The following is a 15,989-nucleotide window of genomic DNA, read 5'->3' as shown; positions in this document are numbered from 1 at the left end:
GCGCTCAGCCGTCGGCCTGGTCGGGCCGCCGGCTGTCGGCCACCGCCGCGGGCGCGTCGGCGAGGGAGAAGCGTTCCCGTAACCGTGAGTAGAACTCGGACGGGCGCAGCCGGACCAGGTGGGCCGGCTCCCGCGCCGGCAGCACCGTCACCCAGTCCCCGGGATCGAGTACGCCGCGAAGCTGCCCGTCCACGCTGACCGCCACCTGCCCGGACTGCTCGAGGACGCGTACCGTCACCGCCTCGTCGGCGGCCATCACCAGGCTGCGGTTGAAAACCATGTGCGGGGCGACCGGGGTGAAGACCAGCGCGCCGAGCCGGGGGGAGAGGATCGGGCCACCGGCCGCGAAGTTGTAGGCGGTGGAGCCGGTCGGGCTGGCCACCACGAGGGCGTCGGCCGAGTAGGACGCGAAGAGCGTCTCGTCCAGGTACACCCCGAGGCTGGCCTGCCGGTCGCGGGCCAGCTTCTCGAAGACGATGTCGTTCAGCGCGGTGACGTCCAGTGCCACGCCCGGACGGTCGACCGGTTCGGCGGTCCGGGGCAGTGGCGGAGGTGGCGGCAGCAGCGGCCCGCGCCCGTAGCGCAGCAGCGCCTCCATCCCGCCGGGGATCTCCAGCGGCCGGGAGGCGCAGAGCGTCAGCATCAGCCGCTCGTCGAGCTGTACCCGGCCGGAGAAGAACGCGTCCAGCGCGGTGTCGATCTCGGTGGGCTCGATCTCGGTCAGGAAGCCCACCCGGCCGACGTTGACGCCGAGCACCGGTACGCCGTCCTTGGCGGCGATCCGGGCACCCCGCAGGAACGTCCCGTCCCCGCCGATCGTCACCACCAGCGCCGGATGGCCGGCGGCCTCGGCCTCGTCGCCCGCGTTGCGGCGTCGCTGGTGCCCCAAGGACGGCTCCCAGACGTCGATGTCGCTGACCCCGATCGAGTGGTCGGCCGCCCAGCGCCGGACGGCCTCGGCCGCCGCCACCGCCGCCGCCCGGCCCTCGTGCACCACCAAACCGATCCGCTGACCCGTCATGCGCTGTCTCGTCTCCTGCCTGGCGCCACGCCACCGGCCCTCGGGCGGTGAACGATCCGATCGCGGTCCCGGCCACTGCCTACCACGAACATGCTCGACCAGCCCGGACCGCCCCGGGTCCCCGGGGCGCGTCGAGGCCAGGCCGACCTGCTGGGCGAGTTTTCCGGCTTGTCACGGCGTCGGCACCACCGTCGTAACGGGATCGTGGTAAAGCCGCTGCCCCGCTCGCCTTGACAGCGATGCCCGGTGGGGCCAGAGTGGGGCCACTGTAAGCGCTTCCGGAACGGTCCACCGCTCCGGGGTCTGTAAGCGCTTCCGGACTGATTTGACCAGAACTGATGGAGTTGGCATGGCGGTGCAGGATCGGCGACAGGCGACCATCTACGAGGTCGCCCAGCGGGTCGGCGTCTCGATCGCCACCGTGTCGCGTGCGCTGCGCGGCACCGACTACGTCGCACCGGAGACCCGCCGCCGGGTCCTGGCGGCGGTGGAGGAGTTGCAGTTCCGGCCCAGCCGGCTGGGGCAGTCCCTGGCCGAGGGGCGGCACGCGGCGAACGGCATCGTCTTCCCCGACCTGTCCGGCCCGTACTACTCGGAGGTGGTGCTCGGCTACGAGGAGGTCGCCGCCGAACTGGGCAACAGCGTGCTGATCCTGGCCACGCACGGTCGGCCGGACCCGGCTCGCAAGGTGCTCGAACTGGCCCGCCGGGTGGACGGGATGGTCGTGATGGGCCGGACGGTCGCCGACGGGATCGTCGCGCAGGTGGCCGAGACCGGCGTACCGACGGTGCTGCTGGCCAGGGCGGCGGTCGGCGCCCTGGACACCATCACCGCCGACAACGACAGTGGCGCCCGACGGCTGGTCGAGCACCTGCTCGGGCACGGCTACCGGAGGTTCGCCTACCTGGGGGACCCGGACACCTCGCCCGACGTGACCGACCGGTACGGGGCGTTCCGGGCGGCGCTCGCCGATGCCGGGCACACACCGCCCCGGGCACCGGTGCGCTGCGCGTTCGACGTGGACGCCGGGCATCGGGCCGCCCGGCGGGTACTCGCGGGACCGTCCCGTCCGCAGGCGCTGGTCTGCGCGAACGACGAGGTCGCGCTCGGGGCACTGGCGGCAGCCGCCGAGCTGGGGCTGACCGTCCCCACGGACGTGGCGATCACCGGCTGGGACGACGTGATGGCCGCGCGTTACGCCGGGCTCACCACGGTGCACCAGCCGATGCGGAAGTTGGGCGCGACCGCGGCGCGGTGGCTGCACGACCGGATGGCCGGCAGCCAGGACGCGGTACGTCGAGAGGTACTCCCGACCCGGCTCGTCGTGCGGTCGAGCTGCGGTCCACATAGCGCCGAAACGGAGGTCTGAGATGAAGACATGGAGACGGGCGGGTGCTGTCGTGGTGCTCGCGGCGATGCTCGCGATGACCGGCTGCGGCCGGGACGACGGTGCCGGCGAGGAGGCGTCCGCGCCGGTCGCGGAGGGGAAGGCGACCGGTGACATCACGGTCTGGGCGATGGGCACCGAGGGGGAGAAGCTCTCCGTGCTCGCCGACGACTTCATGCGGGAGAACCCGGACGCGAAGGTGACGGTGACTCCGGTTCCGTGGGACGGCGCGCACGACAAGCTCGCCACCGCCATCGCCGGAAAGCAGACCCCGGACGTCAGCCTGATCGGCACCACCTGGATGGGCGAGTTCGCCAAGACCGGCGGGCTGGACCCGACACCGGCCGACCTGATCAAGAAAGAGGACTTCTTCGAGGGCGCCTGGAACACCACGGTCGTCGACGGCACCTCCTACGGCGTGCCCTGGTATGTCGAGACCCGGCTCTTCTACGTGAACTCGGCCGTCGCCGCCCGGGCCGGGATCACCGCCCCGCCGAAGACCTGGGAGGAGTTCAAGTCCGCGATCGTCGCGCTCAAGACCAAGGGCGGGGCCAAGTGGGGCGTCAACCTGCTACCGCCGGGTTCCGCCATCGGCTCCTGGCAGAGCATCATGCCGTTCGTCTGGTCCAACGGCGGCGACGTGGCCACGGGCGGCGGGTTCACCCTCGACAGCCCGCAGGCCGTCGAGGCGTACGCGTTCTACAAGTCGTTCTTCGACGAGGGGCTCGCGCCGAAGGACCTCGCCCAGGCCACGCTCGAACCGGCGTTCCTCAAGGGCGAGATCGGGGCGTTCCCCTCCGGCCCCTGGCACATCGGGGTACTCAAGGAGCAGGGCGGCGCGGACAAGTTCCAGTTGTGGCAGATGCCGGGCCGGCAGTCGGCCACCTCCTTCGTCGGCGGCGGTGACCTGGCGGTCTTCAAGGACGCGAAGAACCGCGACGGTGCGTGGAAGTTCGTCGCCTACCTGAGCCGGCCGGACGTGCAGACCAAGTGGTACCAGACGATCAGCGATCTGCCGGCGGTCAAGAAGGGCTGGGACGACCCGGCGCTGAGCGGCGACCCGCTGCTCTCCGCCTTCGGCAAGCAGTTGGAGGACGCCAAGTCGCCGCCGGCGATCCCCACCTGGGAGCAGATCGCCGCGGCGATCGACGGCGAGGTGGAGAAGATGACCAAGGCCGGGGCGAAGCCGGAGGACGCGGCCAAGGCGATGCAACAGCGGGCGACCTCGATCGGCACCGGGGCCTGAGATGACTGCCGTCGCCCCCGGCGCGCGCACCCGGCGCGGACGCAGCGGTCCGCGGCTGCGCCGGGCGGCGGTCGGCTGGGGTTTCGCCCTGCCGTTCACCGCGCTGTTCGTCGTCTTCCTGGCCGGCCCGGTGCTCGCCTCGCTGCTGATGAGCTTCACCGACCTGCGCAGCGCCGACGTCCGCAACCCGTTCGCCGTCAACATCGTCGGGCTGCGGAACTACGTGCGGCTCTTCGAGGACGAGCTTTTCGTGAAGGCCGCGGTGAACACCGCGATCTTCGTACTGCTCGGCGTACCGCTGACGATGGTGGCCGGGCTGGCGGCGGCGCTCGGGCTCAACTCGGGGCTGACCCGGCTGCGTACGGTGTTCCGGGTCGGTTACTACCTGCCGGTGGTGACCAGCATCGTGGCGGTCGCCGTGGTCTGGCGTTTCCTGCTCCAGCCGGACTCCGGGCTGGTCGAGAGCCTGCTCCGGCTGGTCGGGCTGGACGGGCCGAACTGGCTGGGCCGGAGCGACCTGGCCCTACCGTCGCTGATCGTGATGGCCGCCTGGCGCAATCTCGGCTACCAGATGGTGATCTTCCTCGCCGGGTTGCAGGCGATCCCACAGCACCTCTACGAGGCGGCCCGGCTCGACGGGGCCAGCGGATGGCAGCAGTTCCGGTACGTGACGCTGCCGTCGCTACGGCCCACGCTGCTCTTCGTCGGGGTGATCGCGACCATCGGCTATCTCCAGTTCTTCGAGGAGCCGCTGGTGATGACCCGGGGCGGTCCGCTCAACTCGACGCTCTCGGTCTCCTACCACATCTACAACCAGTTCGGCTTCGGCAACTACGGCTACGCCTCGGCGATGAGCTACCTGCTGTTCGTGGCGATCGTGCTGCTGTCGATCCTCTGGTTCCGGCTGCTCCGCTCCTCCGAGGAGGTGTCGCGGTGACCACCCCGGCGACGAAGGCCCGCCCACCGGTGGCCAAGCCGCCGGGCTCGCCCGGCGGTCCCGCCCGACGGCCGGTACGCCGTCGTCGGGACCGGGTGGCCACGGTCGTCCTGCACGTGCTGCTGGTGGCGGGCCTGCTCGCCATGGTCGGCCCGTTCCTCTGGATGCTGCTGTCGTCGTTCAAGTCGGAGGCCGAGATCCGGCTCGTCCCGGCGACCTGGTGGCCGGAGCAGTTCACGTTGGCGAACTACCGGGAGCTGTTCGGCCGGCTCGACTTCCCGACCTACTTCTTCAACTCGGCCCTGGTGGCCACCCTGGTCACCCTCGGCAACCTGGTCTTCTGCTCGGCCGTCGGCTATGCGCTGACCAAGCTGCGCTTTCCGGGGCGCCGGGCACTGTTCGGGCTGGTACTCGGCTCGGTGATGGTGCCCAGCATGGTGACCTTCGTACCGCTCTTCGTGCTGATCGCCAACCTCGGGCTGACCAACACCTACGCCGCGCTGGTGCTGCCGTTCCTGGCCGGGGCCCTCGGCGCGTTCCTGATGCGCCAGTTCATGTTCTCCATCCCCGACGAGCTGGTCGAGTCCGCCCGGGTCGACGGCGCGAGCGAGCTGCGGATCTTCGTCCGGATCGTGCTGCCGCTCTGCCGGCCGGCGCTGGCCGCGCTCGGCATCCTCACCTTCCTCGCCCACTGGAACAGCTTCATCTGGCCGCTGGTGGTGGCCACCACCGAGGACAAGTACACCCTGCCGGTCGCGCTGGCGCTCTACAGCGTCGGGCAGAACCAGATCAAGTTCGGGCTGCTGCTCGCCGGCTCGGTCGTGGTGGTGCTGCCGGTGGTGATCGTCTTCATCGTGTTGCAGCGGCACTTCGTGCGCGGCATCGCGACCACCGGACTGAAGTGACGTACCCCCGGAGGTAACCTCATGATCCGTCCTGTCCGAGTCGCCCTGGCGGCGACCCTCACCCTCGCCCTGACCCTGCCGGCCGGCGCCGCCACGGCCGCACCGGCGGCATCGGTCGCACCGGCCCTGGCGGCCGGTTCCCCGGCCGGGGCCGTCGACCGGGCCACCGCGCTGCGCTGGGCGGCCGACACCTGGCGCTCCATGGTGGCGATGACCGACCCCGGTACCGGACTGCCCGCCGACAACATCGACGGCGACCTGGCCACCGGCAGCCGGGCGAAGTACACCTCGCCGACCAACATCGGCTCGTACATCTGGTCCGCGCTGGTGGCCCGCGAGCTGAAGCTGATCGGGGAGCGGGAGCTGGTCGGGCGGGTCGACGCCGCCCTGTCCTCGCTGGCCCGACTCGACCGGCACGCCGACTCCGGCATGTTCTACAACTGGTACGACCCGGCCACCCTGGAGCTGCTGCGCACCTGGCCGGTCGACGGCAACCCGGTGTACCCGTTCGCGTCCAGTGTGGACAACGCCTGGCTGGCCGCCGCGCTGATGATCGTGCACAACGCGCTGCCGCAACTGCGTGGCAAGGCCGACCCGCTGCTGAACGCGATGGACTTCGGTTTCTACTACGACCCGCAGGCGCTCGGCGCCGACGTGCCGGTCGGGCTGATGCGCGGCGGCTTCTGGGTCGAGCCGCCGCCCGGCTGCTCGCTGCCCGGCAACTACCGCGACCGGGGGCCGGACGTGCACTACACCTGCCACACCTACGGCGCCTTCAACAGCGAGACCCGCATGATCAGCTATGTCGCGATCGCGCGCGGCCAGGTGCCCCCGGCACACTACTTCGGCCCGTGGCGGACCTTCCCCGACACCTGCGACTGGTCCTGGCAGGAGATGAAGCCGGTCGGCGGATACCGGGAGTACGCCGGGGTCCGGGTCTTCGAGGGCGCCTACCGCTACCGGGGCCTCCAGTTCGTACCGTCCTGGGGCGGGGACATGTTCGAGGCGTTCATGCCGGACATGTTCGTGCCGGAGACCCGCTGGGGGCCGAACAGTTGGGCCCGCAACCACCCGGTCTACGTACGCGGCCAGATCGCGCACGGCCTGGACGACGCGAAGTACGGCCACTGGGGCTTCTCGCCCGCCTCCGACCCGGCCGGTGGCTATCGCGAGTACGGCGTGGACGCGATGGGGCTGGACACCCCCGGTTACACCAGTGACCAGGAGCGGACCAGCGTCGACTACGGGTTCGAGGGCTGCCCCGACCGCCCCGCCCAGCCGGAACCGGCGGCGTACGGCGACGGGGTGGTCACCCCGCACGCGGTCTTCCTGGCCCTCCAGTACGCGCCGGCCGAGGCGCAGACCGAGTTGGCGAAGCTGCGCCGGGACTTCGACATCTACGGTCCGGGCGGCTTCTACGACTCGGTGGCGGTGCGCAGCGGCACCGTCGCCAAGCGGTATCTCGCACTCGACCAGGGCATGGTGCTGGGCGCGCTGGGCAACCTGCTCGGCGACGACCTGCTCCGCCGGCAGTTCACCCCGGGCGGGGCGGAGCGGCTGCTGCGGCCGGTGATGCGGATGGAGGAGTTCTCCGTACCGGCCCGGCAGTAGCCCGGACCGAACCGGGCCTCCGGTGGCCGGCCGGCCACCGGAGGGCCCTGGGCCGGAGACGGTGGACAGAAGGCAGAACAGCCAGGTCGGCGGAGAGAGCCAGGTCGGAGGATCACGCGAGGATGAGCGAACAGACGACGAACACCGAGAACGCGCAGCGGGCCCGGGCTGACTGGCAGGGGCGGATCGGGCGGCGCCGGACCGGTGGCGCCGACGACGAGCCACTCACCCTCGACGCTCCGACCGCCCTGGTGGCGACGCCGGGCCGGGGACAGGTCACCCTCGACTGGAAGCCGGTACCGGACGCCATCGGATACCAGGTGTACCGGTCGGCCGGGGACGCGCCGCTGGCGCCGCTGGACCACCACGGCGGCGACGTGCTGGCGGTGCCCCACCCGCCGTACGCGGACACCACCGGCGAGCCCGGCCACCCCTACGAGTACGCCGTGGCGGCGCTGCGCGACGTCGACCAGCCCGGGCCGCTCTCCGGGTCGGTCCGGGTGGCGGCACTCGACGGGACGGCTCGCCGCGCGGGTGGGGAGCGCCCGGCCGGGACCGGAGCGGATCCGCTGGTACGGGTGATGGTCGAGGCGTCCGGCCCGACCCGGCCGATGCACCGGCCGTGGCGCCCGATGGTCGGCTCCGAGCACCTGAGTCACCTGCTGAGCGAGGAGACCACCGGCGGGCGGCCGATCGGCGCGGAACTCGCCGAGGCGCTGCGGATCATGCGTACCGAGCTGGGGGTCGGCAGCGTACGGGCGCACGCCATCCTCTGCGACGATCTCGGCGTCTACCGGGAGGTCGACGGTGCGCCGGTACACGACTTCAGCCGGGTGGACGAGGTCTACGACCGGCTGCTGAGCCTCGGCCTGCGTCCGGTGGTCGAGTTGTCGTTTATGCCCCGGGACCTGGCCAGCGACCCGACGAAGACCGTCTTCGCGTACGGGGCGATCATCTCGCCGCCCCGGGACTGGCAGCGCTGGGCCGACCTGATCCGCGCCCTGGTCCGGCACCTGATCGACCGGTACGGCCGGGACGAGGTGCGGCACTGGCCGTTCGAGGTGTGGAACGAGGCGAACCTGGAGGTCTTCTGGTCCGGTACCCGCGCCGAGTTCCTGCGGCTGTACGAGGTGACCGTCCGGGCGGTCCGGGACGTCGACCCCGGGCTCACGGTCGGCGGCCCGGCCTCGGCCGCCGCCGGCTGGGTGGGTGAGCTGCTCGACCACGTCGACGCCTCCGGTGCGCCGATCGACTTCGTCTCCACGCACACCTACGGCGCCCCGCCGCTGGACTTCCGCCCGCTCTGCACCCGGCACGGCCGCCCGGACCTGGGCATCCTGTGGACCGAGTGGGGGGTCACGCCGACCCACTTCAACCCGGTCAGTGACGACGTCTTCGCCGCCACCTTCCTGCTGCGCGGCATGCGCTCGGCCGCCAACCGGGTGGACGCGCTCGCCTACTGGGTCGCCTCCGACCACTTCGAGGAACTGGGCCGCCCGCCCCGGCTCTTCCACGGCGGCTTCGGCCTGCTGACCGTCGGCAACCTGCGCAAGCCCCGGTTCTGGGCGCTGTCCCTGGCCGACCGGCTCGGCGAGCACGAGTTGCCGGCCACGCTGACCGGGGACGGGGCGGAGAGCCTGGTCGAGGCGTGGGCGGCCCGGGGTGACGACGGCACGGTGACGGTGCTGGTCTGGAACGGCACCCTCGACCAGTCCAAGGCCGGCGGGGACCGGCGGTTGGACCGCGACGTCCGGGTCGAGCTGCGTGGGCTGGCCGCCGGCAGTTATCGGGTACGCCACTGGCGGGTCGACCGGGAGCACTCCAACATCCGCCGGGTCTGGCAGGACCTCGACGGCGGGGACTGGCCGACCGGTGAACAGTGGGAGCTGCTGCGCGCCCGGGACACCCTGGACGAGTACCGGCCGGAGCAGGTCGTACCCGTCGTTGACGGGGGCTGCACCGTCGACTTCCCGCTGCCGATGCCCGGGATGTCGTTTCTCCGCCTCGAACCCGCACCGTAGCCGTCCGCCCTGCCGAACCCAGCCGCGTTTGATCCTCTGTGGAGTGCGAGCATGGCGGCCATGGAAATCTACGAGGACGAGCGGTCGGTGTCGCGGGCGGACCTGGCGGGCTGGCTGCGCCAGTTGGCCCACCAGCTCGATTCGGAGGGAAAGGTCTTCTACGGCGCGGCCGGCGCGGTCGCCATTCCCGAGCAGGTCGAATGTGAACTGGAGATCGAGCGCGACGGCGCGGAGATCTCCGTCGAGATCGAGTTCTCCTGGATCGACCCGAACGCCCCCGTCGGCGCCGACGAGGACGACGAAGAAGAAGACGAAGAAGACGACGAAGAGGAAGACGACGAAGAGGAAGACGTAGAGGAAGACGAAGAGGAGGAGGACGAGGAGGCCGCCGAGCCGAGCCCGATCGCGGCAACGGTTACCGAGGCGGCGGCCCCCGAGCCAGAGCAGGGCGACGAGCCGGCGAAGGCGACGGAGTCGGCGGAGCCCGCCGAGGAGCCGAGCGCTTCCGCCAGCCCGGCGCCCACCAGCACCCAGCCTGAGCCGGTTGCCGCTCCCGAGCCTGAGCCGGCCTCTAGCATCCAGCCTGAGCCGGCGACGAGCCCCGAGCCTGAGCCCGCCGCCAGCAGTCAGCCTGAGCCGGTTGCCAGTCCCGAGCCGGAGCCGACCACCAGCCCGGTGCCGGAGTCGACCACCAGCGGCGCGCCGGGGGCGGCTGGCACCGCCGAGCCGGCGGGCGGCGAGAACAAGCCCGCCGGAGCGGCGTAACGTCCGTCCGATCAGGACGGTCGGCGGGTGGGTCGGCCCAGTTCTCCGGCCCGGTCCACCCGTCGGCCGTCGGCTCGGCGCCAGGCCCTCGGCGGTGCGGTCACTCCCGGAGCTTGGCGCGCAGGGCCGCCGCGTCCGGTGCGCCGAGTTCCTCGTAGACCGCGAGCGCCTGCCGCCAGACCGCCTGGCCGTCCTGGTGGCGCCCGGCCGTCCGCAGCGCGTCGCCGAGCCGGTGCAGGGTGCCCGCCTGGTACCAGCGGTCGTCGAGGTCCCGGTAGATCTCGGCGGCCTGCCGGTAGTGGTCGATCGCCGCGCCGTGCCGACCCAGTTGGCCGTGCGCGGTCGCGGCGGCCTGCAAGGCGCGGGCCTCGCCCCGGCGGTGCCCGAGCGACCGGAGGATCTCCAGGGATTCCGTGATCACCGGTAGCGCCTCGGCGGGCCGGCCGGCGACGGTCAGGGTCAGCGCGATCTGGTAAAGCGAGATCGACATGTTCCCGGCCTCGCCGTGCGCCCGTTCCAGCGCGTACGCCTGCCGGCTGCACCGCAGCGAGCGGTAGTGCTCACCGGCGTCCCGGTACGCGGCGCCGAGGTTGCTCAGCACCGTCGCGATGCCCGCCGGGTCGTCCACCTCCCGGAAGATCTCCAGCGCCTGCTGGTGCGTCTGCACCGCCAGCGCGGTCTGCCGGGTCGACCGGTAGGCGGTGCCGATCCCGCTGAGCATGTGCGCCTGGCCGACCCGGTCGCCGGTCCGCTCGGCCGCGCAGAGTCCGGCCCGGTGGGTCCGGATCAGGTCACCCCAGGCGCGGGTCAGGTGCAGGTGGACCCAGGTGGCGTAGGCGAGGCGCCAGCAGAGGCTGTCGAAGTTGCGGGACTGCGCCAGTTCCACGGCGGCGATCAGGTTGTGCCGCTCGGTCTCGTACCACTCCCGGGCCTGCCGATCGCCGGAGAAGGCCAGCGGCGTGACGTCCCGGGGAGGTCCCGGCACCGTCACCTCGGACTCGCTCGGCTGGAGCAGCGGTCGGGCGCGCAGGGCGCTGCGGGTCAACCAGTCGACCAGCCGGCGTTGGCTGGCGCTGCGCAGCCGTGGCGTGTCCTGCTCGGCGGTGAGTTCGGCGGCGTACGCGTGCAGCAGGTCGTGCACCACGAACCGGTCCGGGGTGTACTCGCTGACCAGGTGCGCGGCGGCGAGTTCGTCGAGCAGGACCCGGATCCGCGGCGGGTCGGCCCGGACCAGGGTCGCCGCGGCCGGGGCGGACAGCTCCGGGGTGGGGTGCAGGCCGAGCCGGCGGAACAGCCGGGCGGCCGGCGCGCTGAGGGTCCGGTACGACCACGAGAAGACCGCGCGTACGTCGACGGCCGCGTCCGGGCTGGCGAACCTGTCCAGCCCGCCCCCGGCGTCGGCGAGTTGCCGGTCCAGCGCTGCCAGGGGGAAGGCGGGGCGGGCGGCGGCCCGGGCGGCGACGATGGCCAGTGCCAGCGGCAGTCGGCCGCACGCGTCGACGATCCGGCCCACCGCCTCGGGCTCGGCGTCGATCCGCCGCTGCCCGAGCCGCGAGCCGAGCATCTGCCGGGCCTGGGGCGCGGTGAACGGATCCAGCCGAACCGCCCGGGCTCCCTCGGTCACCACCAGCGCGGACAACTCGCTGCGACTGGTGACCAGTACGAAGCACCCGGTCCCGCCGGGCAGCAGTGGCCGGACCTGTTCGGCGTCGCCCGCGTTGTCCAGTACGACCAGCATCCGGCGACCGTCCATCAGGGACCGGTACAGCCCGGTCTGCCCGTCGAGGTCGGCGGGGATCTGCGTGGCGGGCAGCCCGAGCGCGCGGAGGAACAGCGTCAGCGCGTGCTCCGGGGTCACCGTCGCCCGGCCGTCGTAGCCGCGCAGGTTCACCCAGAGCTGACCGTCGGGGAAGTGCTCCGCGACCCGCCGGGACCAGTGCAGCGCCAGCGCGGTCTTGCCGACCCCGGCCGTACCGCTCAGGACCAGCACGCCCGGCGTGCCAGCCGGGCGGAGGTCGCGGCTGTCCAGCAGGCTGCCCAGCAGGCTGTGCAGCCTCTCCACCTCGGCGGCCCGGCCGGCGAAGCCGGAGACCTCCGGCGGCAGTTGCCGGGGTACCGGCGGCAGGCTCACCGCCTCGGCGGGTGCCGTCGGGGTGCCGCCGAGCACCTGCGCGTGCAGCCGTTGTAGCTCCTCGCCCGGATCGAGCCCGAGTTCCTCGGCCAGGTGCCGGCAGCCCTCGTGGTAGGCGTCCAGCGCCTCCGCCCGGCGCCCGGCGCGGTGCAGTGCGGTGACCAGTTGCAGCCAGAGCCGCTCCCGCAGCCGGTCCCGGGCGGTCAACCCGCGCAGCTCCTCGACGAGTTCGGCGTGCCGGCCGAGCCGCAGATCCACGTCGATCCGCCGCTCCAGCGTACGAACTCGCTCTTCCCGCAGGCCGGGCACGCTCTCCCGGTGCAGCAGCTCGGACGGTACGTCGCTGAGCGGGTCGCCGCGCCACTGCCGCAGCGCCGCCCGTAGCGCGGTCGACTCGCCGTCCAGGTCGGATCGCCGGGCCGCCCGGTCGGCCGCCACCAGCCATTGCCGGAACCGCCCGAGGTCCACCAGATCGGTGCCGACCTCGATCAGGTAGCCGTCGGAGCCGGTGGCGATCAGCGGTGGCGCGCCCGCCTCGTCGAGCAGCGCGCGCAGCCGGGTGACGTTCAACTGCGCCGCCCGGCGTGGGTTGTCCGGCTGGCGGGCATCCCAGATCGCCTCGGTCAGTCGCCCGACCGAGACGAGCCGGCCCGGCTCCAGCAGCAGTGTCGCCAGCAGCACCCGGCACTTCGGCGACCGGACCGGTACCGACCGGCCGGCCACCCGTACGTCGATGGGCCCGAGTAGCCCAAATTCCACCCCGTTGGTCATCGTCCTCTCCGCCCCCGCGTCTCCGACAGGCTGACACAACGGCCGGCAATCGGAAATACGCAGCCTGACGTACCAAGTACAGGGTCGCGGTCACCGAGGATATCGGTTTTCCGACGAGACGATGATCAGTTCTCGAATCCGTTGCGGAACTCCGCAATATCAGGGCCCGCGCACCGGGAGAGGACGACGCGGGGTACCGGAGCGACCACTCCGGTACCCCGACGCCGTGCCGGTCAGCCCAGATAGCTCCGGCTCAGGACGATCTCCTCACTCGGCAGGCCGAGCAGTCCGAGCACCTGGACCCGGACGGCGGTCTGCACGAGCTGCCCGTTGGGGTTGGTGGTGGACTCGTTGAGGTAGACGACGGCCACCCCGGGTATCCCGATCGTCACCGGGCTACTGGTGCCGACGGCGGCGCCGTTGATCGTGCCGACCACCCGGGAGGTCCGGGTGATACCGGCCGGCCCGGCCACGCTGGTGCTTTCGATGGTGGAGAGGTTGACCAGACCACCGAGCAGGTTGGCGCCGGCGACGGTCGCCCGGGCCGTGGTCGTACCGGTGTCGGGGTCGAGCGTGCACCTGGCGTTGAGTACCCCGGTGGTCAACAGCGGCGGCGCGTTGACCGCCACCGAGGTGCGCGCCTCATCGGGTGGGCAGGTCACGTCGGGGGTCCGCGGGACGGTCAACAGCAGACCGGTCGCCTGGAGCGCGAAGGCACCGCCGCGCAGGTAGACGACCACCCGTACCACGGCGGTGGCCGAACCGCCGTCGTCGTCGGTCACCCGCACCAGCACGTTGTGCGGACCGAGCGCGGTGAACGCGTGGCTGATCGCGCAGGTGCCGGCCCCGGCGGACTCGTTGACCGTGCCGGCGGCGAGCGGGCTGCCGTCGTCGAAGTCGACCGAGCAGGTGTGCGTGTCGTTGGTGCCGATGTCGGTGAACGGTGCGGTGAAGCTGACCGGGGTGCCCCGGGTGAAGAGCGCCCCGTTGGCCGGGGCGGAGATGCTGACCACCGGGGCGACGTTGCTCAGGGTCAGCGTGGCGGTGGCCGCCACCGGCGGGTTGACCCCGTCGTCGGCGGTCAGGGTGAGCGTGTAGGTCCCGTTGTCGGTGCAGGTCACCGTCGTGGTCAGGGCGGCCTGGTTGCCGAACGCGCAGGTCGCGCCCGGCTCGCCGCCACCGCTGACGTCCCAGTCCAGGCTTGCCGGCGGGCCGTCCGGATCGGTCACGTCGCCGGCGATGCCGACCGGAGTACCCTCCTGTCCGGAGTAGGGTCCGCCCGCCTCGACCACGGGTGGGGCGTTGATCACGACCGTACGGCAGTCGGTGACGAAGCCGGCGCCGCCGCCGTCACTGCCGAAGGCCCGTACGCAGATCTGGTGCGTACCGGCGGCCAGCGCCGGGGTGCCGGTGCTGTAGGTGACGTTCTTCGGGCCGGGTGCCTGCGGCAGGTCGGGCTGGATGTCGGCGTTGCCGATCGGGGTGTAGGGGCCACCGGGCCCGGTGGTGCTCAGCGCCAGCGAGCTGAGTTCGGAGGTGATGACGCCGGGCAGGAAGTCCGGCAGCGCCTCGGTGGGTACCTCGACGCACTGCCCGCCTGGCACGGTGGCGGCGGTGATCTGTTGCAGGCTCCCGCGCCCCCCGCCGGTGTTCGAGCAGGAGGAGCCGGAGCCGACCGCGAAGGTGTAGATGTCGACCTCCTCCGGGGTACCCGCCAGCGCCGCCTGTACGCCGCCGACCGCGCCGTCGGTGGCGACGCCGTCGGAGAGGAAGACCACGATCTTGCGCTCCTCCTGCGCAGCCGCGGCCACCGCCCTGGCCCGGGTCACCGCGTCGGCGAAGTCGGTCGCGCCCTCGACTTCCCGGTGGGTGAAGTCGTTGACCCCGCCGTTGCCGGCGGCGTTGGAGAAGGCCGAGCTGAGCACCTCCTCGATGTCCCGGTCACCCGCGTCCGGTCCGGTACCGCCGAGGTCGCTGTCCGGTCCGGTGATGAGGTCGTCGGGCGTGCCGCCCGGCACGACGTCGGCGGCCACCGCCGTCGACCCGAAGACCACCGCCCCGACGCCGCCGACGGTGCCGGCGACGGCGGGATCCGTCACGATCTTGTCGTTGAGGTTGCGGGCGGCGGCGATCTCACACTCGATGATCCGTCCGCAACTGTTGCCGCCCGCGTCGGTGCTGCCGGAGACGTCCAGCACGTAGATGACCGCGGTGTTCGCCACCGGCTGCCCGGTGCCGACCGACGCCGTGCCGGTCACGGTCACCGGGCCGGGTGGCAGCACCGCCCCGTTGGCCGGGGTGTCGATGGTGACCGAGATGCTGGTGCCACCCGGCAGGTTGTCGTCGACGGCTCGCGCCGGGACCCCGGTCGCGAGAACGAGTGCCAGCGCCGTCACCGCGACACCCGTGGTGCCGGCCCAGGCCGACCTTGCACGTTTCATTGACTCCTCCTCCGTCGGGGCGCGGAAACGGGGGTACGACCGATGCCGCGCCAGACGGAGTATGGAGCGAGGTGAATGTGGCTCAGGCACATTAAGTGACAGCGCGTTGACTGAATTCAGGTAGCTCGAATTTCATCGATCTGATATGCCTTTAGTCAATGGTGGGGCGAACGGACTGAGTAGTTCCGGCCACTCGCGTCTCGGCAGGGGCGGACCGTCCATTGACGACTCCGGGGTCGGTGGTGGTCCGGTCTCGGTGACCGGGGCTAGTCGCGCCGGAAGGTCGCCACCCAGTTGACCTCCCAGGTCCGCCCGCCGTCCGGCGAGAACGCCTGCTCCCACCGGGGCTGCCCGGTGTCGGCCCCGGACCAGGTGTACCGAACCCGGATCGGCCTGCCCTCCCAGGTGTCGTCGCACTCGAACACGCCGACCCCGTCGGTGAACCGCCCGACGACCGGTACGTCCAACTGGCCGCCGCTGGTCTTCGCGGCCCACCAGATCCGCCACACCCGTTCCTCCGGGTTGAACAACCGCAGGGTGATCCCCTCGATGTCCCGCTCCGGCGCCCTGAGCACATCGAAGACGCCGGAGCCGTCCAGCAGTACCTGGCAGTCCAGGGTCGCGTCGAACTCGTACCACTCGTCGACGCCGGAGAGCACCTTGACGAGTCGGCGCTGCCGGCTGGTCCAGTGCCCGGCCAGGAAGTCGAAATCCGTGTTCCTCATGCCGGGAACGCTAGGGCCGTACCCCTGA

11 protein-coding genes are annotated in these 15,989 nt (G+C 72.0%); 7 read left to right on the top strand and 4 right to left on the bottom strand.

Annotated elements, in window-relative coordinates; translation table 11 throughout:
* Positions 1–4 precede the first annotated feature (4 nt).
* Positions 5–1,021: an NAD(+)/NADH kinase gene (locus Pma05_RS04065; RefSeq protein ID WP_203855915.1), complete on the bottom strand. Its 1,017-nt coding sequence runs from the start codon at positions 1,019–1,021 to the stop codon at positions 5–7.
* A 349-nt stretch (positions 1,022–1,370) separates the two neighbouring features.
* On the opposite strand from Pma05_RS04065, the gene Pma05_RS04060 reads away from it, so the two are divergent.
* The 7 genes from Pma05_RS04060 to Pma05_RS04030 all read left to right on the top strand — a co-directional run bounded on the left by Pma05_RS04060 (position 1,371) and on the right by Pma05_RS04030 (position 9,893).
* Positions 1,371–2,390 carry a LacI family DNA-binding transcriptional regulator gene (locus Pma05_RS04060; RefSeq protein WP_203855914.1) on the top strand — a complete coding sequence of 340 codons (1,020 nt, stop codon included), beginning with the start codon at positions 1,371–1,373 and terminating at the stop codon, positions 2,388–2,390.
* Between the two features lies 1 nt (position 2,391).
* Complete coding sequence (locus tag Pma05_RS04055) at positions 2,392–3,654, top strand: sugar ABC transporter substrate-binding protein (RefSeq protein ID WP_203855913.1); 1,263 nt, start codon at positions 2,392–2,394, stop codon at positions 3,652–3,654.
* Position 3,655: 1 nt separating this feature from the next.
* Entirely contained in the window at positions 3,656–4,591 is a 936-nt protein-coding gene (locus Pma05_RS04050; RefSeq protein ID WP_203855912.1) for a carbohydrate ABC transporter permease, read from the top strand.
* Complete coding sequence (locus Pma05_RS04045) at positions 4,588–5,496, top strand: carbohydrate ABC transporter permease (protein WP_239311636.1); 909 nt, start codon at positions 4,588–4,590, stop codon at positions 5,494–5,496. The genes Pma05_RS04050 and Pma05_RS04045 overlap by 4 nt, the downstream gene beginning before the upstream one ends.
* A 21-nt stretch (positions 5,497–5,517) precedes the next feature.
* The gene (locus Pma05_RS04040) at positions 5,518–7,107 is read left to right on the top strand and encodes a glucoamylase family protein (RefSeq protein WP_203855911.1); all 1,590 of its coding nucleotides are present in this window, start codon (positions 5,518–5,520) and stop codon (positions 7,105–7,107) included.
* Positions 7,108–7,229: 122 nt separating this feature from the next.
* Positions 7,230–9,128, top strand: coding sequence for a GH39 family glycosyl hydrolase (locus Pma05_RS04035; RefSeq protein ID WP_203855910.1), 1,899 nt, complete (start codon positions 7,230–7,232; stop codon positions 9,126–9,128).
* 60 nt (positions 9,129–9,188) lie between these two features.
* Positions 9,189–9,893, top strand: coding sequence for an amphi-Trp domain-containing protein (locus Pma05_RS04030; protein ID WP_203855909.1), 705 nt, complete (start codon positions 9,189–9,191; stop codon positions 9,891–9,893).
* A 100-nt stretch (positions 9,894–9,993) separates the two neighbouring features.
* On the opposite strand, the gene Pma05_RS04025 is transcribed toward Pma05_RS04030, so the two are convergent.
* The 3 genes from Pma05_RS04025 to Pma05_RS04015 form a co-directional block, all read right to left on the bottom strand.
* Positions 9,994–12,795, bottom strand: coding sequence for an AfsR/SARP family transcriptional regulator (locus Pma05_RS04025; protein ID WP_203855908.1), 2,802 nt, complete (start codon positions 12,793–12,795; stop codon positions 9,994–9,996).
* Positions 12,796–13,028: 233 nt separating this feature from the next.
* Positions 13,029–15,236 (bottom strand): PKD domain-containing protein, encoded by a 2,208-nt coding sequence (locus tag Pma05_RS04020; RefSeq protein WP_203855907.1) that lies wholly within the window; start codon positions 15,234–15,236, stop codon positions 13,029–13,031.
* A gap of 266 nt (positions 15,237–15,502) precedes the next feature.
* Positions 15,503–15,961 (bottom strand): hypothetical protein, encoded by a 459-nt coding sequence (locus Pma05_RS04015; protein WP_203855906.1) that lies wholly within the window; start codon positions 15,959–15,961, stop codon positions 15,503–15,505.
* Positions 15,962–15,989: the final 28 nt, after the last annotated feature.

Source organism: Plantactinospora mayteni (assembly GCF_016862935.1).
Lineage (GTDB): Bacteria > Actinomycetota > Actinomycetes > Mycobacteriales > Micromonosporaceae > Plantactinospora > Plantactinospora mayteni.
Note: the sequence above shows the minus strand (reverse complement) of the source record. Positions and strands in the feature narration are given on the sequence as shown.